We start from the raw sequence: 22,350 nt of genomic DNA on the forward strand, positions 1-22,350 counted from the left end.
CAAAAGAAGTGCAAATACCTTCTACCTTCGTTACTGCGACTGATACTCCGCCGTTCCGGCTTTGCAGTCGACTTTTACCTGGTAGTGAATATCCGCGCTTTTACCGCGAACCGTGAGGGGAACTGACCATTTCCCATCTTTACCCGTAATATCGGGCGTGTTGACCCAGGCGACAGGATCGGCTTGCCCGACGCGTTTTTGATCGTCAGCCCAGCGCGCGATGCGATTTTGCTGATAATCACGTTTCACGCTCGCCGCGATACCGTCAGCATTCAGTCCTTCGCACTTGGGGAACTGAACTTTCTTGCTTTCCATATTTGCCGCAAATACAGATACGCTGGCAGATAACAACAGCAGGCTCAACAACGCTCTTTTTTTATACATTCTTTTCTCCTTAATCTCCCCTTCGTCCTTCAGGTTGCCTGTTGCAACTTGAAAAGACGTCAGGGATTGCACAATGATTCAGGGAAAAGCATGGTACAAAACGTCAGGAGCGCAAGTCGTTTCAGGCAGCCTGAGTATCATCCTCAGCGTGCGCATCGTTTTCGACCGCCTGCGGAGAGGGCAGCTTGCCGTTTTTCAGAATGGCGCTCAGCACATCTTTCTGCTCAGCCAGCCACAGGGAAAGCGCTTCGCGCTGCTCGTCTTCCAGCGCTACCGGCGATTGCTCCAGCCATGTGTCGAGCAAATCTGCTGTATCAAGCATTTTGTCATACGCATCGGCTTCCTTTTTGCTGGTAAACGACATTTTTTCCTCACCTTCCCGAATGACTACGTATTTAACTTCAACCGCCATTTTTGCAGCCTCTTAAATTACCTGTATTTATGTACAGTATATTCTTTTTGCGCCTTGAAATCAACCTGGTAATAAAGACAGACGCAAACGTTTTCGTATATACTGCGCCCAGATAAAACAGGGGATTAATTTATGACGTTATTAGGCACAGCGCTGCGTCCCGCAGCAACGCGAGTGATGTTATTAGGTTCAGGTGAACTGGGTAAAGAGGTGGCGATTGAATGCCAACGCCTGGGTGTGGAAGTCATTGCCGTGGATCGTTACCCCGACGCGCCAGCCATGCACGTTGCCCATCGCTCATATGTAATCAACATGCTGGATGGCGATGCTTTACGCCAGCTCGTCGAGCGTGAAAAACCACATTATATCGTGCCGGAAATAGAGGCGATTGCCACGGATATGCTGGTAAAACTGGAACAGGACGGTCAAAACATCGTGCCGTGCGCCCGGGCGACGCAGTTGACCATGAACCGCGAAGGAATCCGTCGTCTCGCCGCCGAAGAATTATCTCTACCAACCTCTTCTTACCGCTTTGCTGACAGCGAAGCCCGCTTTCGCGAGGCCGTCGCCGAAATCGGCTATCCCTGCATCGTGAAGCCGGTAATGAGTTCCTCCGGTAAGGGACAGAGCTTTATCCGTTCCGCCGATCGACTCACTGAAGCCTGGAATTATGCTCAACAAGGCGGCCGAGCAGGTGCCGGACGCGTTATCGTCGAAGGCGTAGTGAATTTTGATTTTGAAATCACCCTGCTTACCGTCAGCGCCGTTGATGGCGTGCATTTCTGCGCACCGGTAGGACATCGTCAGGAAGATGGCGATTATCGCGAATCCTGGCAGCCGCAGCAGATGAGTGAACTGGCGCTGGCTCGAGCGCAGGAGATTGCCCGTAAGGTGGTGCTGGCGCTGGGCGGCCACGGTCTGTTTGGGGTAGAGCTATTTGTCTGCGGGGATGAGGTCATTTTCAGCGAAGTTTCCCCTCGCCCTCACGACACGGGTATGGTGACCTTGATTTCGCAGGATCTGTCTGAGTTTGCCCTGCATGTACGCGCATTTCTCGGTCTGCCGGTTGGCGCAATCCGTCAGTATGGGCCTTCTGCTTCCGCCGTTATTCTGCCGCAGCTTACCAGCCAGAATGTCACGTTTGATAACGTACAGGCCGCTGTGGGCACAGGTATGCAAGTCAGATTCTTCGGCAAGCCAGACATCGACGGGAGCCGTCGTATGGGCGTTGTGCTGGCAACAGCGCAGAGTATTGAAGACGCGGTGACACGCGCGAAAGACGCGGCGGCACAGGTGAAAGTCGCAGGATAAAAAACGGGCCAGATGGCCCGTTTCAGACTCGCAGGCCCGGTAATGATTACCGGGCATTTGGCGTTATTACAGCTTCGCGCCTTCTACTGCTTCACGAGCCAGCTTGGTAATGCGTGCGTAATCACCAGCTTCCAGGGCATCTGCCGGAACCAGCCAGGAACCACCGATGCACAGCACGCTTTTCAGTGCCAGGTAATCACGGTAGTTCGCTGGAGAGATACCGCCGGTTGGGCAGAAACGGACCTGAGAGAACGGACCCGCAATTGCCTGCAGCGCTTTAGTACCGCCGTTAGCTTCCGCCGGGAAGAATTTGAACTCTTTCAAACCGTAGTCCATACCCAGCATCAGTTCAGAAACGGTGCTGATGCCTGGGATCAGCGGAATAGTGCCTTCAGTTGCAGCTTTCAGCAGCGGCTCGGTCAGGCCCGGGCTGATAGCAAACTGCGCACCCGCTTCAGTGACTTCAGCCAGCTGTTGTGGATTCAGCACGGTACCCGCACCAACGATAGCGTCGGGAACTTCTTTTGCGATCGCGCGAATGGCATCCATCGCACATGCGGTACGTAAGGTCACTTCCAGAACGCGCACGCCCCCTGCAACCAGCGCTTTTGCCATTGGCACCGCGTGTTCCAGTTTATTAACCACGATAACCGGTACAACCGGGCCAGTGGTCAGGATTGCTTCTGCACTTGTCTTCCAGTTTTTCATCAGAGTTTTCTCTCGCCTGATTACAAAATAAGTCTTAAAAAGTGATACAGGTTGCGCCCTGCTCCGCACCGGACAGCTTTTCACGCAACGCGCTGAACATTTCACGTCCCGTACCCACGCGCGATGCGCTGAGATCAGGAATGTGTGGCTGACGGGAGGCAAGTTCCTCTTCATCCACCAGCAGCGTCAATTCACCTGTCTGTCCATTCACACGAATGATGTCGCCATCGCGTACTTTTGCCAGCAGCCCGCCATCATAGGCTTCCGGGGTTACATGGATTGCTGAAGGCACTTTACCTGAAGCACCTGAAAGTCGTCCATCGGTAACTAACGCAATTTTGAAACAACGGTCCAATAATACACCAAGTGGCGGCATGAGTTTATGTAATTCTGGCATTCCGTTCGCTTTTGGTCCCTGATGGCGCACAACCACCACGCAATCCCGGTCAAGCAGACCGGCATCGAACGCGGGTAACACATCATGCTGACTTTCAAAGACGACTGCCGGTGCTTCAATAATCTGGTTTTCTACCGGTACCGCCGACGTTTTCATCACCGCACGCCCGAGGTTACCGCTCAGCACTTTGGTGCCGCCGTGGTGGGAGAATGGTTGGTCAAAGGTGGCGATCACGTTACTGTCCAGAGACTTCGCTGCCCCTTCACGCCAGTCCAGTTCCCCCTCGTTGAGCCACGGTTCCATGGTGTAGCGGGATAAACCGAATCCGGCAACGGTGTTCACATCTTCATGTAGCAGACCCGCATTCAGCAGTTCACGCATTAATACCGGCACGCCACCCGCCGCCTGGAAGTGGTTAATATCTGCCGGACCATTCGGGTACAGACGCGCCATCAGCGGCACGATATCGGACAGATCGGAGAAATCATCCCAGTTAATCAGAATCCCGGCCGCACGCGCCATAGCCACCAGGTGCATCGTATGGTTGGTAGAGCCCCCGGTCGCCAGCAGCGCCACAATACCGTTCACAACCACTTTTTCATCGATCATTTTACCGATCGGCATCCATTCATTGCCGTTGCCGGTCAGGCGTGTTACCTGACGGGCTGCAGCCGCGGTCAGCGCTTCACGCAGCGGCGCATCAGGATGTACAAATGAGGAGCCAGGCAGTTGCATACCCATAAACTCCACTACCATCTGGTTAGTGTTCGCCGTGCCGTAGAACGTACAGGTACCCGGAGCGTGATAAGACGCCGCTTCGGATTCAAGAAGCGCCATGCGATCGACTTTACCTTCAGCATACAGCTGACGGATACGCACTTTTTCTTTGTTCGCCAGACCGCTCGCCATCGGACCGGAAGGAATAAAGATTGACGGCAGATGACCAAATGACAGCGCAGCCATTACCAGGCCCGGGACAATTTTGTCGCACACGCCGAGGAACAACGCGCCGTCGAACATGTTGTGGGAAAGGCCCACTGCAGCAGACATCGCAATCACTTCACGACTGAGCAGCGAAAGCTCCATCCCATCCTGTCCCTGGGTCACACCGTCGCACATTGCAGGTACACCGCCAGCAACCTGGCCTACTGCATTGGCTTCATGCAGTGCTTTACGAATGATGGCCGGATAGTGTTCATACGGCTGATGCGCGGAAAGCATGTCGTTATAGGAGGTAATGATCGCGATATTGTTACGCAGCATGCTTTTCAGCGAGGCCTTATCGTCCGGCTGACACGCAGCAAAACCATGCGCCAGGTTACCGCATGCCAGTTGCGAGCGATGAACGGTAGTTGATTTCGCTTGTTCAATACGGGCGAGATAGGCGGAACGTGTGTCACGAGAACGTTCGACGATACGTTGTGTTACGCGTAACAAATTCGGATTCATAGAGGCTCCTAAAATTTATCTGTCAGAGCGTTGGATCAACAATGTGTTTCAGTTGGGTAAAAATAGCTGAATCGCTTGTTGGCCGTAGCTCAGGGGCAAAATCGTTTCAGGCAGTGTAATAAAAAAAGCCCCGCGGGTGAATCCACGCGGAGCTTAAAAGTGCAAAAATTATTCTACAATCTGTGTTAGATCATGTTACCGGTAAAATAACACCTATGGGCTAGATGATATTTTACTCGAATTCGTTCCAGGAACGACCATCTCGGGTAATCATCGCCACAGAAGCAACCGGGCCCCAGGTCCCTGCCTGATACGGCTTCGGCGCGTCGTTGTCCATCGCCCAGGCTTCGGTAATTGAGTCGACCCACTTCCATGCTTCTTCAACTTCATCACGACGCACAAACAGCGCCTGAATTCCGCGCATTGTTTCGAGCAGCAGGCGCTCATAGGCGTCGGCAAGGTGCGTCTGGTTGAAGGTTTCGGAATAGCTCAGATCAAGCTTGGTAATTTGCAGATTATGCTTGTGATCCAGACCCGGCACTTTGTTCAGTACCTGGATATCGACACCTTCATCAGGCTGCAAACGGATGGTCAACTTGTTCTGCGGCAGATCCTGCCAGGATTCTCTGAACAGATTCAGCTCAGGCGTTTTGAAGTAAACCACCACTTCAGAGCACTTTGTCGGTAAACGTTTACCGGTACGCAGGTAGAACGGAACTCCCGCCCAGCGCCAGTTATCGATATCCACACGGATCGCCACAAACGTTTCCGTGTTGCTGCTCTTGTTCGCGCCTTCTTCTTCCAGATACCCCGGCACTTTTTTGCCCTGGGCAAAACCCGCGGTGTACTGACCGCGAACCGTTTTTTCACGTACGTTCGAACGATCGATACGACGCAGCGATTTCAGTACCTTCACTTTTTCATCACGAATGCTGTCGGCGCTCAGATCGGACGGCGGAGACATCGCAATCATGCACAGGATCTGCAGCAGGTGGTTCTGAATCATGTCGCGCATTTGACCTGCCTGGTCAAAATAGCCCCAACGGCCTTCAATACCCACTTCTTCCGCCACGGTAATTTCTACGTGATCGATAGTGCGGTTATCCCAGTTGTTCACAAACAGGGAGTTGGCAAAACGCAGTGCCAGCAGGTTCAGGACCGTCTCTTTGCCAAGATAGTGGTCGATACGATAAACCTGACACTCTTCGAAATACTCGCCGACCTGATCGTTGATTTCACGGGATGTTGCCAGCGACGTACCCAGCGGTTTTTCCATCACAACACGGGCTGGTTTAGCATTCAGCTTTGCTTCACCCAAGCCTTTGCAGATCGCGCCAAAGGTGCTCGGCGGCATCGCGAAATAGTTAATGGTGGTGCGTGATTTTTGATCCAGCATTTCGCCCAGACGGCTAAACGCGGCGGTGTCATTGACGTCCAGATTACAAAACTCCAGACGACCGCTGAGAGTCTCCCACAAACCTTCGTCGATTTTTTCTTTCATGAAGGTTTCGAGCGCTTCACGCACAACCTTGGTATAGGCTGCTTTGTCCCAGTCGGCACGCCCTACCCCAATGATACGGGTTTCCGGGTTAATCTGGCCGGCCTTTTCCAGTTGATACAGGGAAGGCAGCAATTTCCGCCGCGCCAGGTCGCCCTTCGCGCCGAAAATGACCAGATCACATGCCTGGGCCGTTTGCGTTACCGCCATGTCATTCTCCTCAATTAAGTGCCTGGTGCTTTTGCCAGACACTGGTTGTAATTTTATTACAGTGCACTGTACTGCTTTTACGTGAATCCGGAAACCGTAAACGCTTATCCAGCCGTGCTGTTACCGCGAACAGTCGCTTTATGGGCGTTTGTCGTCGCAAATTGGACAAAAAAGTCATCTTTTTTCGTACCCCTGAAGACGTAAGAAAACCCGACTCCGATCATGTAATGAAAAAAAACAACAACTATTCTGTCCATTTTGCCCCGTTGCTGCATTAGCAGGGGTAATATCTATACACGAAATTATGCCCCGATTTCTCCGTATCATTGAAATCGTTTTTGCCCATGACCCATGAGTCTACCTACATCATGAATATGCTGGAAAAAATCCAGTTAAAACTGGAACAGTTGAGCAAGTCAGAGCGTAAAGTCGCCGACATTATTCTTGCCTCTCCCGAGCGGGCAATCCATTCAAGCATCGCCACACTTGCTGTGGAAGCCAATGTCAGCGAACCGACGGTGAACCGTTTCTGTCGCAGCATGGATACCCGCGGCTTCCCTGATTTTAAACTGCGTCTGGCGCAAAGTCTGGCAAATGGCACCCCTTATGTTAATCGCAATGTGGATGAGGATGACAGCGTAGAATCTTACACGGGGAAAATCTTCGAGTCAGCGATGGCAAGCCTCGACCACGTCCGCCAGTCTCTGGATAACGCAGCGGTAAACCGGGCAGTAGATTTATTAACTCAGGCGAAAAAAATTGCCTTCTTTGGCCTCGGTTCTTCTGCCGCAGTGGCGCATGACGCAATGAATAAATTTTTCCGGTTTAACGTACCGGTAATCTATTCCGACGATATTGTTCTGCAACGCATGAGTTGCATGAATTGTAGCGACGATGACGTCATTGTGCTTATTTCTCATACCGGAAGAACCAAAAGTCTGGTGGAACTGGCGCAGTTGGCGCGGGAAAATGACGCCATGGTTATCGCCCTCACCTCTCCCGGCACGCCACTGGCGCGTGAAGCAACGCTGGCAATTACCCTCGATGTACCGGAAGATACTGACATTTATATGCCCATGGTCTCTCGACTTGCTCAACTGACCGTGATAGATGTGCTGGCTACAGGATTTACTTTGCGCCGTGGGGCAAAATTTAGAGATAACTTGAAGCGTGTCAAGGAAGCGCTCAAGGAATCGCGTTTTGATAAAGAATTACTCATCAAGAGTGATGACCGCTAAAAGCAATAACAATGTTCTACCCTTTTATCATCCGGGTCGTTCATTTACCGTTAAAATTTGAGAACGACCGGATTAATGTTCACGCAACACCAAGTTGTTTCAGTCAACGGAGTATTACATGTCCAGAAGGCTTCGCAGAACCAAAATCGTTACCACGTTAGGCCCGGCAACTGACCGCGATAATAACCTTGAAAAGATTATCGCCGCGGGTGCGAACGTCGTACGTATGAACTTTTCTCACGGCTCTCCAGAAGATCACAAACTGCGGGCGGATAAAGTCCGTGAAATTGCCGCAAAACTGGGACGTCATGTAGCTATTTTGGGTGACCTGCAGGGACCTAAAATCCGCGTATCAACCTTCAAAGAAGGTAAAGTATTTCTTAACGTTGGCGACAAGTTCCTGTTAGACGCCAACCTCGGCAAAGGCGAAGGCGACAAAGAAAAAGTCGGTATTGATTATAAAGGACTGCCTGCTGACGTCGTCCCAGGCGATATCCTGCTGCTCGACGACGGCCGCGTACAGCTTAAAGTGCTGGAAGTTCAGGGCATGAAAGTCTTCACCGAAGTTACCGTCGGTGGCCCGCTGTCCAACAATAAGGGCATTAACAAACTGGGCGGCGGTCTCTCTGCTGAAGCCCTGACCGAAAAAGACAAAGCCGACATCGTCACCGCTGCGCAAATCAGCGTTGACTATCTGGCCGTCTCCTTCCCGCGCTGCGGCGAAGATCTGAACTATGCCCGCCGTCTGGCGCGCGACGCTGGCTGCGATGCGAAAATTGTCGCCAAGGTAGAACGTGCAGAAGCCGTCTGCGACCAGAATGCGATGGATGACATCATCCTTGCCTCCGACGTGGTGATGGTGGCGCGTGGCGACCTGGGCGTTGAAATTGGCGATCCTGAGCTGGTAGGTATTCAGAAAGCGTTGATTCGCCGCGCACGTCAGCTGAACCGTGCGGTCATTACCGCCACGCAGATGATGGAGTCGATGATCACCAACCCAATGCCGACCCGTGCGGAAGTGATGGACGTGGCTAACGCCGTCCTCGACGGTACCGATGCCGTTATGCTCTCTGCAGAAACTGCAGCAGGTCAGTACCCGGCTGAAACCGTCGCGGCTATGGCACGCGTCTGTTTGGGTGCTGAGAAGATCCCGAGCATCAACGTCTCTAAACACCGCCTTGACGTGCAATTTGATAACGTTGAAGAAGCGATTGCCATGTCAGCGATGTATGCCGCTAACCACCTGAAAGGGGTCACCGCTATCATCACAATGACGGAATCCGGTCGTACTGCGCTGATGACTTCACGTATCAGTTCTGGTCTGCCGATTTTCGCCATGTCTCGTCATGAACGTACGCTGAATCTTACTTCCTTGTATCGCGGCGTCACCCCGGTTCACTTTGACAGCGAAACAGACGGCGTCGTTGCCGCCAGTGAAGCAGTGAACCTGCTGCGCGATAAAGGCTATCTGGTTTCCGGCGATCTGGTCATTGTGACGCAAGGCGATGTCATGAGCACCATTGGCTCAACGAATACCACGCGTATTCTGACCGTCGAGTAACGCCCCGTTTGATGTAAAAAAGCCTCTCGTTTGAGAGGCTTTTTTTATTTCTTCGGATAAAGATCTTTGCGCTTATAAGGCTCAATTTCACCGGGTTTGCGCGTCTTAAGCAGTTTTAGAATCCAGGTGTATTGCTCGAGATGCGGCGTCACAAAGATTTCCACTTCTTCGTTCATTCGTCTGGCAATGGTGTGGTCATCCGCCGTCAGGATGTCATCCATCGGAGGACGAACCTGAATCGTTAAGCGATGCGTTTTCCCATTGTATACCGGGAACAGCGGCACCACACGGGCATGACATACCTTCATCAGGCGGCCAATTGCCGGTAACGTGGCTTTATAGGTAGCAAAAAAATCCACAAACTCGCTGTGCTCAGGGCCATGGTCCTGATCCGGCAGGTAGTATCCCCAATATCCCTGACGTACAGACTGAATAAACGGTTTGATGCCATCATTACGCGCATGCAAACGACCACCGAAACGACGGCGTACCGTGTTCCAGACATAATCGAATACCGGGTTTCCCTGATTGTGGAACATCGCAGCCATTTTCTGTCCCTGGGAAGCCATCAGCATCGCTGGGATATCTACGCCCCAACCATGAGGAACCAGAAAAATCACTTTTTCATCGTTGCGACGCATCTCTTCGATGATTTCCAGCCCCTGCCAGTCAACCCGATGCTGAATTTTTTCCGGGCCGCGTATGGCGAGTTCCGACATCATGACCATCGCCTGAGGTGCAGTCGCAAACATCTCATCGACAATAGCTTCACGCTCAGCTTCGCTGCGTTCAGGAAAGCAGAGGGATAAATTGATCAGTGCTCTGCGACGCGAGCTTTTTCCCAGCCGCCCGGCCATTCTTCCGAGCTTTGCCAGAATTGGATCGCGAAATGATGCTGGCGTTAACGAAATGCCTGCTATCGCCGCTACGCCCAGCCATGCCCCCCAGTAGCGCGGATGGCGAAATGATTTGTGAAACTCAGGGATATATTCAATATTCTTTTTTTTCGTTTCCATGCTCTTCCAGTGTCTGGTGCGGCGAAAAGTAGATCTGCTGATAGTGTAGCGGCGCGCGATGCGCCGTACAAAATAAAAAAGCCGGCACGCATAGCGTACCGGCTCTGTCAGCGTGTTAATTAATCGAAACGCAACTGAGGAACAACTTCTTTCACCTGTGCCAGGTAATCGGTACGATCCGAGCCAGTCAGGCCTTCTGTGCGCGGCAGTTTCGCCGTCAGAGGATTCACTGCCTGCTGGTTGATCCAGACTTCGTAGTGCAGATGCGGACCCGTAGAACGCCCGGTATTGCCAGACAGCGCGATACGATCGCCACGTTTCACTTTTTGTCCTGGTTTGACCAACAACTTACGCAGGTGCATATAACGCGTGGTATAGGTGCGACCATGACGAACCGCAACATAGTATCCGGCTGCGCCGCTGCGCTTCGCTACAACCACTTCACCATCACCCACCGACAGCACCGGCGTCCCCTGCGGCATCGCAAAGTCGACACCTTTGTGCGGCGCAACGCGTCCGGTCACCGGGTTCAGACGACGCGGGTTAAAGTTGGAAGAGATGCGGAACTGCTTAGCCGTCGGGAAACGCATAAAGCCTTTCGCCAGTCCGGTACCGTTGCGGTCATAGAACTTACCGTCTTCAGCACGGATTGCGTAATAATCTTTGCCTTCAGAACGCAAGCGTACGCCCAGCAGTTGGCTTTGCTCACGTTTACCGTCCAGCATTTCGCGAGACATCAGTACCGAGAACTCATCGCCTTTTTTCAGTTTGCGGAAATCCATCTGCCACTGCATGGCCTTAATCACTGCGCTGATTTCAGAGCTGGTCAGTCCGGCATCTTTGGCACTGGCGACAAAACTTCCGCCCACGGTGCCTTTGATTCGGCTGTTAACCCAATCGCCCTGCTGCATTTCGCTGCTCATTTTGAAACCCGTCGCGGTGCGATCGTAAGTACGGGTTTCACGACGGGAGACTTCCCAGGTCAGGCGCTGCAAGTCACCTTCCGCGCCTAACGTCCAGGAAAGTTGCTGACCAATTTTCAGGTTACGCAGTTGTTTGTCGGAAGCAGCGAGTTGGCTGATGTCACCCATATCAATGCCGTACTGATTCAGAATACTGCTCAGCGTATCGCCCGTGGAGACGACATACTCATGCACGCCGGCTTCACCAGACGTTTTGTCATCCAGTTCGTCCTGTGGGATGGCTTCGTCTTCCTGAGCGGCCTGATCGATAGGTTCGCTGGCCTCAGGCAATAGTGAACGAATCTCGCTTTTTTCCAGCTCGATAGTTTTGACGATGGGTGCAGAATCAGGATGGTAAACATAGGGCCGCCAGACAGCGACGGCCAATGTCAGTACGGTAAGCGACCCCAGCATAACGCGATGGGGCCGCGGCAGATTATTAAATGCCAGAGCGACAGAGCGGGCTATCTGTTGCACGTAATCACTTCCTCATTAATCTCCTTTCAGGCAGCTCGCATACTGGTTGGCTAATTGGTTCAAAAACGCTGAATAGCTTGTTTTACCCAGTTTGATATTCGTTCCGAGCGGATCCAACGTTCCCATTCGAACGGATGTCCCTCTCGCGACGGCTTCAACGACCGCTGGCCTGAACTGTGGCTCAGCAAAAACGCAGGTTGCTTTTTGCTCAACCAACTGTGTTCTTATTTCATGTAAACGCTGCGCACCAGGTTGAATCTCAGGGTTCACGGTAAAGTGACCAAGCGGTGTTAGTCCGTAGTGTTTTTCGTAGTAGCCATAGGCGTCATGAAAAACGAAGTAACCTTTTCCCTTGAGCGGCGCGAGCTCGTTACCTACCTGCTTATCGGTTGCGGCTAATTGTGCCTCAAAATCCTTCAGGTTGGCGTCAAGTTTGGCTCGACTTTGCGGCATAAGTTCCACTAATTTTTCATGGATTGCAACCGCTGAGGCCCGTGCTATCTCTGGGGAAAGCCAAAGATGCATGTTGTAATCGCCGTGATGGTGATGCTCGTCACTTTTTTCACTGCCGGCATCATTATGTCCATGATCGTCATCATCGTCGTCAGCACCTTTCATGAGTAACGGTTTCACGTCATTGAGCTGCGCAATCGTTACCTGTTTTGCGTTAGGAATATTCTTGACTGATTTTTCCATAAACGCTTCCATCTCAGGTCCAATCCAAACGACTAAGTCCGCGCCCTGTAAGCGTTTTACGTCTGAAGGGCGCAATGAGTAATCGTGTTCGGAAGCCCCGTCAGGCAACAGAACCTGGGTGTCAGTAACCCCGTCAGCAATGGCTGAAGCGATAAACCCCAGCGGCTTAAGAGAAGCCACGACAGCGGCATTTGCCGACTGTGTTGCAGTACCCCAAAGAGCAGCGGATAATGCTGCGAAAAGAAGCGTATTTTTATGTAACATAATGCGACCAATCATCGTAATGAATGTGAGAATTGTGATATTATAACATTCTATAACTTCTGCAAGACTAAAATTGATATGACGACTTTGGTTTCACTGGAAAATGTCTCGGTCTCTTATGGTCAACGCCGCGTCCTCTCTGACGTATCGCTTGAACTTCGACCCGGTAAAATATTGACGCTTCTCGGCCCAAATGGTGCCGGGAAATCTACGCTGGTGCGCGTTGTATTAGGGCTGGTAGAGGCTGATGAGGGAGTTATCAAGCGTAATGGTCGATTGCGGATTGGCTATGTGCCGCAAAAACTGTACCTCGATACGACGCTTCCGCTGACGGTAAGTCGGTTTATGCGCCTACGTCCCGGCACCAAAAAAGAAGATATCCTTCCGGCACTGAAGCGTGTTCAGGCCGGACATCTGATGAATGCGCCGATGCAAAAACTCTCTGGCGGGGAGACACAACGCGTCCTGTTGGCCCGTGCTTTATTGAATAAACCTCAGCTACTGGTGCTTGATGAGCCAACCCAGGGCGTGGATGTCAATGGGCAGGTCGCACTGTACGATCTTATCGATCAGTTGCGACGTGAACTGGATTGCGCCGTACTAATGGTTTCTCATGACCTGCATCTGGTGATGGCAAAAACCGATGAGGTACTGTGCCTGAACCATCATATTTGTTGTTCTGGTGCGCCGGAAGTGGTTTCCATGCACCCGGAATTCATCTCAATGTTCGGACAACGCGGTGCCGAACAACTCGGAATTTACCGTCATAATCATAATCACCGCCACGATTTACAGGGTCGTATCGTCTTACGCCGGGGAAATGGTCACTCATGATTGAATTGTTATTACCCGGTTGGTTAGCCGGGATCATGCTGGCCTGTGCCGCTGGCCCGCTCGGCTCGTTTGTGGTCTGGCGTCGAATGTCTTATTTCGGTGATACGCTGGCCCACGCTTCGCTACTGGGGGTCGCCTTTGGCCTGCTGCTGGATGTAAACCCTTTCTATGCGGTCATCGTCGTCACCTTATTGCTGGCAGGCGGTCTGGTATGGCTGGAAAAACGCCCTCACCTCGCGATTGATACCTTACTGGGCATTATGGCCCACAGTGCACTGTCATTAGGCTTAGTTGTCGTCAGCCTGATGTCCAACATCCGTGTGGATCTGATGGCCTACCTGTTTGGTGATTTGCTCGCCGTGACGCCGGAAGATCTTATTTCCATCGCCATTGGGGTGGTTATCGTTCTGGCGATTTTGTTCTGGCAGTGGCGCAACCTGCTGTCGATGACCATCAGTCCGGATCTGGCATTTGTGGATGGCGTGAAGCTGCAACGCGTTAAGCTACTGCTGATGCTGGTCACAGCATTAACTATTGGCGTGGCGATGAAATTTGTCGGGGCATTAATTATCACCTCACTGCTTATTATCCCTGCGGCAACCGCCCGTCGCTTTGCCCGTACGCCAGAACAGATGGCAGGGGTTGCCGTTGGTGTGGGAATGATAGCGGTTACAGGCGGGCTGACCTTCTCGGCCTTCTATGACACCCCGGCAGGTCCTTCCGTGGTGCTGTGTGCTGCGCTGCTGTTTATCTTCAGCATGATGAAAAAACAGGCGAGCTAATGCGTATTTTAGCCGGATGGAGGCTATCGCCTTATCCGGTTTTTTATTTCATGAGCGAAATGACTCCCTTCCCGCGGTTTATTAAATGTTTATCCCCACAGCCACATAATCAGCGTTAAACTATTTATACCGTTATTTTAGGGAGAAACGATGATGCGCGTACTGGTTGTCGAGGATAATGCTTTATTACGCCACCACCTCAAGGTTCAGTTACAGGATTTAGGGCATCAGGTGGATGATGCAGAAGATGCGAAGGAAGCGGACTATTATCTGAATGAACATCTGCCGGATATCGCGATCGTTGATTTAGGACTCCCCGATGAAGACGGTTTGTCATTGATCCGCCGTTGGCGCAGCAATGAGGTTTCGTTGCCGATTCTGGTGTTAACCGCGCGTGAAGGCTGGCAAGACAAGGTGGAAGTACTCAGCGCCGGAGCCGACGATTACGTCACCAAACCGTTTCACATCGAAGAGGTGGCTGCGCGCATGCAGGCACTGATGCGTCGCAACAGCGGTCTGGCATCGCAGATTATCTCTCTTCCTCCTTTCCAGGTGGACCTCTCTCGGCGCGAGTTATCCGTCAATGATGAAGTTATCAAGCTCACGGCGTTCGAATACACCATTATGGAAACACTTATCCGTAATAACGGCAAAGTGGTCAGTAAAGATTCGCTCATGTTACAGCTTTACCCGGATGCCGAGCTGCGTGAAAGCCACACCATTGATGTTCTGATGGGGCGTCTGCGTAAAAAAATACAGGCGCAATACCCGGATGATGTCATCACCACCGTGCGTGGCCAGGGATATCTTTTTGAACTGCGCTAATGAATAAATTATTGCGTCATTTATTCCCGTTATCACTGCGGTTGCGCTTTTTACTGGCAACCGCGGGCGTGGTATTGGTGCTTTCGCTGGCCTACGGCATGGTTGCCCTGGTGGGTTACAGCGTCAGCTTTGATAAAACAACGTTCCGCCTGCTGCGGGGTGAAAGTAACCTGTTCTATACCCTGGCAAAATGGGAGAACGGTAAGATAAACGTCGAGCTGCCTGAGAATCTCGATATGCAAAGCCCAACAATGTCGCTGATCTATAACGAAGACGGTGAGTTGTTGTGGGCGCAGCGCAATGTTCCCTGGCTGACGCACAGTATCCAACCGGAATGGCTAAAAGCGAACGGTTTTCATGAGATTGAAGCCAATGTAGATGCCACCAGCACCTTACTGGGCGAAGATCACTCCGCTCAGCAGCAGCTAAAAGAAGTCAGGGAAGACGACGACGATGCCGAAATGACCCACTCGGTCGCCGTGAACATCTACCCCGCCACTGCCAGAATGCCACAGTTGACCATTGTGGTTGTCGATACCATTCCTATTGAGCTAAAGCGCTCGTATATGGTCTGGAGTTGGTTTATTTATGTGCTGGTCGCCAATCTGTTGCTGGTCATTCCGCTGTTATGGGTAGCCGCCTGGTGGAGTCTGCGGCCTATCGAATCGCTGGCGCGTGAAGTCCGTGAGCTTGAGGAACATCATCGAGAGATGCTAAACCCCGCCACCACGCGCGAACTGACCAGCCTGGTCCGCAATCTTAATCGACTTTTAAAAAGCGAACGCGAGCGCTACGACAAATACCGTACGACGTTAACAGACCTCACCCACAGCCTGAAAACACCGCTGGCGGTATTACAGAGTACGCTCCGCTCGATGCGTAATGAAAAAATGAACGTGAGCGACGCGGAACCCATCATGCTGGAACAAATCAGCCGTATTTCCCAGCAGATTGGCTATTACCTGCATCGCGCCAGCATGCGTGGCAGCAGCGTGCTGCTTAGCCGCGAACTGCATCCGGTCGCGCCGTTGCTGGATAAACTCACCTCGGCGCTAAATAAGGTGTATCAGCGTAAAGGCGTCAACATAAATCTCGATATCTCACCAGAAATCAGTTTTGTGGGCGAACAGAACGATTTTGTCGAAGTGATGGGCAACGTGCTGGATAACGCATGTAAATATTGTCTGGAGTTTGTCGAGATTTCAGCGCATCTGTCCGAGGATCAGCTACACATTCTGGTTGAAGATGATGGTCCTGGTATTCCGCAAAGCAAACGGGAAGTGGTGTTTGACCGTGGACAGCGTGTCGATACGCTACGACCAGGGCAAGGCGTTGGACTGGCGGTGGCGCGAGAAATCACCGAACAGTATGACGGGCAGATTATTGCAGGCGATAGCCTGCTGGGTGGCGCGCGCATGGAAGTTATTTTTGGCCGCCAGCAGCCGGGGCAGATAGACGAGTAATCGCCGCATGTAATAAATATGTACTGATTTCCCGCTTGCGGTTAAGTATCCGTTATAATCGGTTGCAGATACCAGCCTGCGGGATGCTCATTATGGAATACCAACTCACACTTAACTGGCCCGATTTTCTTGAACGCCACTGGCAGAAACGCCCGGTGGTCTTAAAACGCGGGTTTAACAACTTTATTGATCCACTCTCTCCTGACGAACTGGCTGGACTGGCAATGGAAAGCGAAGTCGACAGCCGACTCGTCAGCCACCAGGACGGTAAATGGCAGGTTAGCCACGGTCCGTTCGAAAGCTATGATCATCTCGGCGAGAACAACTGGTCGCTGCTGGTACAGGCGGTCAATCACTGGCATGAGCCAACCGCCGCGCTGATGCGTCCGTTTCGCGAACTGCCGGACTGGCGGATTGACGATCTGATGATCTCCTTCTCCGTACCCGGCGGCGGCGTTGGCCCACATCTTGATCAGTACGATGTGTTTATCATTCAGGGAACCGGGCGACGTCGCTGGCGCGTGGGCGAAAAACTGCAGTTGAAGCAGCACTGCCCTCACCCGGACCTGCTGCAGGTCGCCCCGTTTGAAGCCATCATCGATGAAGAGCTGGAACCCGGCGATATCCTGTACATTCCACCAGGATTCCCGCACGAAGGCTATGCGCTGGAAAACGCCATGAACTACTCGGTCGGTTTCCGCGCGCCGAATACTCGCGAACTGATCAGCGGCTTCGCCGATTACGTTTTGCAACGTGAGCTGGGCAGCACGTATTACAGCGATCCTGACCTGCCGTCGCGCGATCATCCGGCTGACGTTCTGCCACAGGAAATGGACAAGCTGCGTGAAATGATGCTCGGACTGATTAATCAGCCGGAACATTTCCAGCAGTGGTTTGGCGAGTTTATTTCTCAGTCTCGTCATGAGCTGGATATTGCTCCACCGGAGCCGCCGTATCAGCCAGACGAAATTTACGATGCCCTGAAGCAAGGGGATGTGTTAGTGCGTCTGGGCGGATTGCGCGTATTGCGCATCGGCGATGACGTCTACGCCAACGGTGAGAAAATTGATTCACCGCATCGCCCTGCCCTGGAAGCGCTTGCCAGCCATATTGTTCTGACGGCCGAGAACTTTGAGGATGCGCTGGAAGATCCGTCTTTCCTTGCCATGCTTGCCGCACTGGTTAACAGCGGATACTGGTTCTTCGAAGGATAATACGAACGGTGCCTGATGCGACGCTAGCGCGTCCTATCAGGCCTTTTGGAGTGAAATACTGTAGGCCGGATAAGCAACGCGCTATCCGGCATCTATCGATAAATTTACTGCTGCTTTGCGGTTAATTCCGCAATACGTACAATCACCCGCACCGCTTTTTCCATTCCTTCCAGAGTTACAAACTCATGTTTACCATGATAGTTGTAGCCTCCGGTGAACAGATTCGGACACGGTAATCCCATAAACGACAGCTGCGCGCCGTCGGTGCCGCCACGAATAGGTTTCAGCACTGGCTCAATATCGCAATCGCGCATCGCCTTCTGGGCGATATCCAGCACATGCGGATGCTCAATCACTTTTTCGCGCATATTGTAGTAGCTGTCTTCAATCACCAGTTCGATATAGCAATCCGGGTGTAACCCTTTGCCGACCTTTTTGGCGATCTCCATGATCTTGCGTTTGCGCGCTTCAAACTGCTTGCGGTCAAAATCACGGATGATGTAGTGCATATCCGCCCGATCGACCGTCCCTTTCATGCTCGCCAGATGATAAAAGCCTTCGTAGCCTTCCGTCGTTTCCGGGCTTTCGTCTGCCGGAACCTCAGCATGAATACGAGCAGCCAGCGACAGCGCATTCACCATCACCCCTTTTGCGGTACCGGGATGGACATTGTTGCCGACAATTTTGATATTAACCGACGCGGCGTTGAAGTTTTCAAATTCCAGCTCTCCCACGCCACCGCCGTCAACGGTATAGGCCCACTGCGCATCAAATGCCGCAACGTCAAAATGCTTCGCCCCTTTACCAACCTCTTCGTCCGGCGTAAAGGCCACGCGGATATCACCGTGCGGAATATCTTTTTGGATGAGCACCGCCAGCGCGGTCATGATTTCCGCCACGCCTGCTTTATCATCCGCGCCCAGCAGCGTTTTACCGTCTGTGGTGATCAGCGTCTGACCCAGAAGTTGATGCAGCACCGGGAACATCACCGGCGACAGAACTTCATCACCAATGCCTAACGCAATATCGCCGCCGCGATAGTTTTCAACGATTTGCGGATTAACGTTTTTACCGCTGAAATCCGGTGAGGTATCCACATGGGAAATAAAGCCGATCGCGGGAATATTGCCAGCAACGTTAGCGGGCAACGTGGCCATCAGCGTCCCCTTTTCGCTCAGTGAAATGTTAACCAGCCCCATCTCTTCGAGCTGTTGTTTGAGCAGTTGTAATAACTTCCACTGTCCTTCGGTGCTGGGTACCTGCCGCACGCCCGATTTTGATTGGGTGTCCAGCGACACGTAGTGTAAAAAACGCTCAAGTAGTTTATCCATGCAGTCACCCTCACTTTTTGTGACAACATTATCAATAAGCAACAAAAGACAAATATTGCGTCAGGTCACTTTTATCCCCGCAAGTGAGAATATTTCGCCCTGACATCCCCTCTGACTATAGGGCTAAGTCAGTAATTCGCAACAAGGATTGGCGATTACCATGGTTTGCCGTAGAATAACGGCCCTCATTAAGAGTCATCAAGGTGGTTAACCACGAACCCCGCAGCGGTCAGCCATCCGTTGCGTTTACATGGGACAGAGTAAAAAATTGAATAAACAACCGCGTTCGCTTTCTCCACTGGTGCAATTAGCGGGAATTCGCAAAAGTTTCGATGGCAAAGAGGTGATTTCCAGCCTGGATTTGACCATCAATAATGGCGAGTTTCTCACGCTGCTTGGCCCCTCTGGCTGCGGTAAAACAACCGTTCTTCGCCTGATTGCCGGTCTGGAAACGGTTGATTCCGGTCATATCATGTTGGACAACCAGGACATCACTCACGTTCCTGCGGAAAACCGCTACGTGAACACCGTCTTCCAAAGCTATGCGTTATTTCCCCACATGACCGTTTTTGAGAATGTGGCCTTTGGCTTACGCATGCAAAAAACGCCCGCAGCCGACATTCCTCCCCGCGTTACCGAAGCTCTGCGCATGGTGCAGCTGGAAGAGTTCGCCCAGCGAAAACCGCATCAACTCTCCGGTGGACAGCAGCAGCGCGTAGCGATTGCCCGAGCGGTGGTCAATAAACCCCGTTTACTCCTGTTAGACGAATCTCTCTCTGCGCTGGACTACAAACTGCGCAAGCAGATGCAGAACGAACTGAAAGCGCTGCAACGTAAGCTTGGTATCACCTTTGTCTTTGTCACTCACGATCAGGAAGAGGCGCTGACCATGTCAGACCGTATCGTGGTGATGCGCGATGGCAAGATTGAGCAGGACGGTACGCCGCGCGAAATCTACGAAGAGCCGAAAAATCTGTTCGTCGCCGGGTTTATCGGTGAGATCAATATGTTTAACGCGACGGTGATAGAACGTCTGGACGAACAGCGCGTTCGTGCTAACGTTGAAGGTCGCGAGTGCAATATTTATGTCAACTTCGCGGTGATTCCCGGGCAGAAGCTGCACGTCCTGTTACGCCCTGAAGATCTGCGCGTTGATGAAATCAACGACGACAATCATATCGAAGGCCTGATCGGCTACGTGCGTGAACGCAACTACAAGGGCATGACGCTGGAGTCGGTTGTGGAACTGGAAAATGGCAAGATGGTGATGGTCAGTGAATTCTTCAACGAAGACGATCCTGACTTTGACCACTCTCTCGACCAGAAAATGGCGATTAACTGGGTAGAAAGCTGGGAGGTCGTACTGGCTGATGAAGAACACAAGTAAATTCCAGAGTGTGGTGATCGTCACCATTGTCGGTTGGCTTGTGTTATTTGTCTTTCTGCCCAACCTGATGATCATCGGCACCAGCTTTTTGACCCGCGACGACGCCAATTTCGTCAAAATGGTCTTTACGCTGGAAAACTATACACGCCTGCTCGATCCGCTCTATTTTGAGGTACTGGTTCACTCCCTCAATATGGCGCTGATTGCCACGCTCGCCTGTCTGGTGCTCGGCTATCCGTTTGCCTGGTTTTTGGTGAAACTGCCGGAAAAAGTACGTCCATTGCTGCTGTTCCTGCTGATTGTTCCGTTCTGGACCAACTCGCTTATTCGCATCTACGGACTCAAAATATTCCTCAGTACCAAGGGCTACCTCAACGAATTTCTGTTGTGGCTCGGCGTGATCGATACCCCCATTCGCATCATGTTTACCCCCAGCGCGGTGATTATCGGCCTGGTGTACATCCTGCTGCCGTTTATGGTGATGCCGCTCTATTCCAGCATTGAAAAGCTCGATAAACCGCTGCTGGAAGCCGCGCGCGATTTGGGCGCCAGTAAACTTCAGACCTTCACCCGCATCATTATTCCGTTAACGATGCCGGGAATTATCGCCGGATGCCTGCTGGTTATGCTGCCCGCAATGGGGCTGTTTTACGTTTCCGACTTAATGGGCGGGGCGAAAAACCTGCTGATTGGCAACGTGATTAAAGTTCAGTTCCTGAACATCCGCGACTGGCCGTTCGGTGCTGCCACCAGCATTACGCTGACCATTGTCATGGGTCTGATGCTGCTGATCTACTGGCGCGCCTCCCGCTTGCTGAACAAGAAGGTTAGCGACATTGATAGTTAACCGTTATTACTCAATAAGTTAAAATGATCATGGCATGCTTTTTACCCTCAAGTAAACTGCATGTCAGGTCACGGACGGGGATAAGATTTGTAAAATCAGAAAGGAATTGTAAACGCGCAAAAATATGCCGTCATGATACTCATGAATTTATTATCGATATTCAAGAAATTGTCTTCTGGATTCATCATCTTCAAGGTACTCAAATGAGAGAAGGCGAATTTTGGTAAGGTTATAAAACCACTCGCAATCGTTTCGTTGAATAATTTCGCCAGGCTTGAAACATATTCCTGATGCTTCCCGGATAATCGCATATTTACCATTATTAAACCTGGCCCTGTGGATACAGAAAGATTGACCAACCTGCCCATGACAGCTGTTCGAAAGGATATGTCCTTCAATAAAAATAGATTTTTTAGATTTCATCATCATATCCTCTCAAACTGCAGTACAGGAGCAATATTGTCATTTCCCAACATCACTCACGTTAGGTGGCAGAAGCCGATCAGCCGCCGATACACCAGCATTCTGATGGTCTGAACAACAGCCCGCAGGCAGGGCACTCCAGAACCGCATCTTTTCTTAGTTTACCTGCTTTCTGATCGGCTCTGTATGCGCATACCGGGCAGGCAACATGCACCAGTCTTTCTTTAAAGTGCCTGAGTCCTTTTGTATAAGACATAAATAATTCTCTGAGGAACACAGTAATTATTATACGCCTTAATATAAAAATAACTGGCTTAAGTTATGTTAATTTATGATTAAATCAGGATATCAGATATTGAAAATTAAACGTCTGATTTATGATATAATACCCTTCCGTGAGAAATTTATCATGAAATCAGAAGACACCCTTGACTGGTACCCGGCCCAGTTGCCACCAGTGAAAATTATTCTTGGCGAAGCCGTGCTGGCAGTGGGCAAACAGGGCCGACCTATTAATACCCGAACTTTGCTGGAATACCTTCAGGTCATGCAGGACAAGCAAAAAAAACGAGATGACAAAATCGCCATGCAGACAGCAATTGAGGTTCTCAGGGATAATCAGCGCATTAACGGCAGACGTTAATGCGCGTCCGGACTCAGT

At 51.5% G+C, this 22,350-nt stretch carries 21 protein-coding genes; 11 read left to right on the plus strand and 10 right to left on the minus strand.

All coding sequences use genetic code 11. From position 1 onward, the window contains the following. Positions 1–30: 30 nt before the first annotated feature. Together yebF and yebG are read right to left on the minus strand one after the other, a co-directional pair. Entirely contained in the window at positions 31–384 is a 354-nt protein-coding gene (gene yebF / locus HV350_RS14665) for a protein YebF (protein ID WP_016152770.1), read from the minus strand. A 121-nt stretch (positions 385–505) separates the two neighbouring features. Continuing rightward, on the minus strand, positions 506–796 hold the full coding sequence (yebG, locus tag HV350_RS14670; RefSeq protein WP_003833810.1) for a DNA damage-inducible protein YebG: 291 nt from the start codon (positions 794–796) through the stop codon (positions 506–508). Between the two features lie 132 nt (positions 797–928). Between yebG and purT the strand changes: the two genes are divergently transcribed. Then, positions 929–2,107, plus strand: coding sequence for a formate-dependent phosphoribosylglycinamide formyltransferase (gene purT / locus HV350_RS14675; RefSeq protein ID WP_047501996.1), 1,179 nt, complete (start codon positions 929–931; stop codon positions 2,105–2,107). 66 nt (positions 2,108–2,173) lie between these two features. On the opposite strand, the gene kdgA is transcribed toward purT, so the two are convergent. From kdgA to zwf, 3 genes are all read right to left on the minus strand, one after another. Further along, positions 2,174–2,815 (minus strand): bifunctional 4-hydroxy-2-oxoglutarate aldolase/2-dehydro-3-deoxy-phosphogluconate aldolase, encoded by a 642-nt coding sequence (gene kdgA / locus HV350_RS14680; RefSeq protein ID WP_016152768.1) that lies wholly within the window; start codon positions 2,813–2,815, stop codon positions 2,174–2,176. A 34-nt stretch (positions 2,816–2,849) separates the two neighbouring features. Further along, positions 2,850–4,661, minus strand: a complete 1,812-nt coding sequence (gene edd, locus HV350_RS14685; protein WP_049271196.1) for a phosphogluconate dehydratase — start codon at positions 4,659–4,661, stop codon at positions 2,850–2,852. A 232-nt stretch (positions 4,662–4,893) separates the two neighbouring features. Further along, positions 4,894–6,369 carry a glucose-6-phosphate dehydrogenase gene (zwf, locus tag HV350_RS14690; protein ID WP_003034896.1) on the minus strand — a complete coding sequence of 492 codons (1,476 nt, stop codon included), beginning with the start codon at positions 6,367–6,369 and terminating at the stop codon, positions 4,894–4,896. A 368-nt stretch (positions 6,370–6,737) separates the two neighbouring features. Here zwf and HV350_RS14695 point away from each other — a divergent pair, with 368 nt between their 5' ends. Both HV350_RS14695 and pyk read left to right on the plus strand, forming a co-directional pair. Next, a complete protein-coding gene (locus HV350_RS14695; protein WP_181630666.1) occupies positions 6,738–7,607 on the plus strand; it encodes a MurR/RpiR family transcriptional regulator in 870 nt (289 codons plus the stop codon). Between the two features lie 118 nt (positions 7,608–7,725). Next, positions 7,726–9,168, plus strand: a complete 1,443-nt coding sequence (gene pyk / locus HV350_RS14700; protein ID WP_016152765.1) for a pyruvate kinase — start codon at positions 7,726–7,728, stop codon at positions 9,166–9,168. 44 nt (positions 9,169–9,212) lie between these two features. On the opposite strand, the gene lpxM is transcribed toward pyk, so the two are convergent. The 3 genes from lpxM to znuA all read right to left on the minus strand — a co-directional run bounded on the left by lpxM (position 9,213) and on the right by znuA (position 12,583). After that, positions 9,213–10,184 (minus strand): lauroyl-Kdo(2)-lipid IV(A) myristoyltransferase, encoded by a 972-nt coding sequence (gene lpxM / locus HV350_RS14705; protein ID WP_047501988.1) that lies wholly within the window; start codon positions 10,182–10,184, stop codon positions 9,213–9,215. Positions 10,185–10,303: 119 nt separating this feature from the next. After that, positions 10,304–11,623: a murein DD-endopeptidase MepM gene (gene mepM, locus HV350_RS14710; RefSeq protein ID WP_016152763.1), complete on the minus strand. Its 1,320-nt coding sequence runs from the start codon at positions 11,621–11,623 to the stop codon at positions 10,304–10,306. Between the two features lie 15 nt (positions 11,624–11,638). Continuing rightward, positions 11,639–12,583: a zinc ABC transporter substrate-binding protein ZnuA gene (znuA, locus tag HV350_RS14715; protein WP_181628801.1), complete on the minus strand. Its 945-nt coding sequence runs from the start codon at positions 12,581–12,583 to the stop codon at positions 11,639–11,641. Positions 12,584–12,661: 78 nt separating this feature from the next. Between znuA and znuC the strand changes: the two genes are divergently transcribed. The 5 genes from znuC (at position 12,662) to roxA (ending at position 17,701) form a co-directional block, all read left to right on the plus strand. Then, on the plus strand, positions 12,662–13,417 hold the full coding sequence (znuC, locus tag HV350_RS14720) for a zinc ABC transporter ATP-binding protein ZnuC (RefSeq protein ID WP_016152761.1): 756 nt from the start codon (positions 12,662–12,664) through the stop codon (positions 13,415–13,417). Beyond that, positions 13,414–14,199 (plus strand): zinc ABC transporter permease subunit ZnuB, encoded by a 786-nt coding sequence (gene znuB, locus HV350_RS14725; protein WP_016152760.1) that lies wholly within the window; start codon positions 13,414–13,416, stop codon positions 14,197–14,199. Before znuC ends, znuB begins: the two co-directional genes overlap by 4 nt. A 153-nt stretch (positions 14,200–14,352) precedes the next feature. Further along, complete coding sequence (gene phoP, locus HV350_RS14730) at positions 14,353–15,024, plus strand: two-component system response regulator PhoP (RefSeq protein WP_003846709.1); 672 nt, start codon at positions 14,353–14,355, stop codon at positions 15,022–15,024. Then, entirely contained in the window at positions 15,024–16,487 is a 1,464-nt protein-coding gene (gene phoQ, locus HV350_RS14735) for a two-component system sensor histidine kinase PhoQ (protein WP_181628803.1), read from the plus strand. The genes phoP and phoQ overlap by 1 nt, the downstream gene beginning before the upstream one ends. A 92-nt stretch (positions 16,488–16,579) precedes the next feature. After that, positions 16,580–17,701 (plus strand): [50S ribosomal protein L16]-arginine 3-hydroxylase, encoded by a 1,122-nt coding sequence (gene roxA / locus HV350_RS14740; protein ID WP_181628805.1) that lies wholly within the window; start codon positions 16,580–16,582, stop codon positions 17,699–17,701. Between the two features lie 104 nt (positions 17,702–17,805). Here the strand turns inward: roxA and pepT are convergent, their stop codons facing one another. Next, positions 17,806–19,032, minus strand: coding sequence for a peptidase T (gene pepT / locus HV350_RS14745; RefSeq protein ID WP_016152696.1), 1,227 nt, complete (start codon positions 19,030–19,032; stop codon positions 17,806–17,808). Positions 19,033–19,282: 250 nt separating this feature from the next. Here pepT and potA point away from each other — a divergent pair, with 250 nt between their 5' ends. Both potA and potB read left to right on the plus strand, forming a co-directional pair. After that, complete coding sequence (gene potA, locus HV350_RS14750) at positions 19,283–20,419, plus strand: spermidine/putrescine ABC transporter ATP-binding protein PotA (RefSeq protein WP_016152695.1); 1,137 nt, start codon at positions 19,283–19,285, stop codon at positions 20,417–20,419. Continuing rightward, the gene (gene potB, locus HV350_RS14755) at positions 20,403–21,266 is read left to right on the plus strand and encodes a spermidine/putrescine ABC transporter permease PotB (protein WP_016150058.1); all 864 of its coding nucleotides are present in this window, start codon (positions 20,403–20,405) and stop codon (positions 21,264–21,266) included. Before potA ends, potB begins: the two co-directional genes overlap by 17 nt. Before the next feature lie 150 nt (positions 21,267–21,416). Here potB and HV350_RS14760 read toward each other — a convergent pair whose 3' ends face one another. Beyond that, positions 21,417–21,695: a hypothetical protein gene (locus HV350_RS14760; RefSeq protein WP_227021707.1), complete on the minus strand. Its 279-nt coding sequence runs from the start codon at positions 21,693–21,695 to the stop codon at positions 21,417–21,419. A 403-nt stretch (positions 21,696–22,098) separates the two neighbouring features. On the opposite strand from HV350_RS14760, the gene HV350_RS14765 reads away from it, so the two are divergent. Next, positions 22,099–22,332 (plus strand): hypothetical protein, encoded by a 234-nt coding sequence (locus HV350_RS14765; protein WP_029139493.1) that lies wholly within the window; start codon positions 22,099–22,101, stop codon positions 22,330–22,332. The last annotated feature ends 18 nt before the right edge of the window (positions 22,333–22,350 follow it).

It is taken from the genome of Citrobacter sp. RHBSTW-01013, from assembly GCF_013781985.1.
In the GTDB taxonomy this organism is placed as follows: Bacteria; Pseudomonadota; Gammaproteobacteria; order Enterobacterales; family Enterobacteriaceae; genus Citrobacter; species Citrobacter braakii.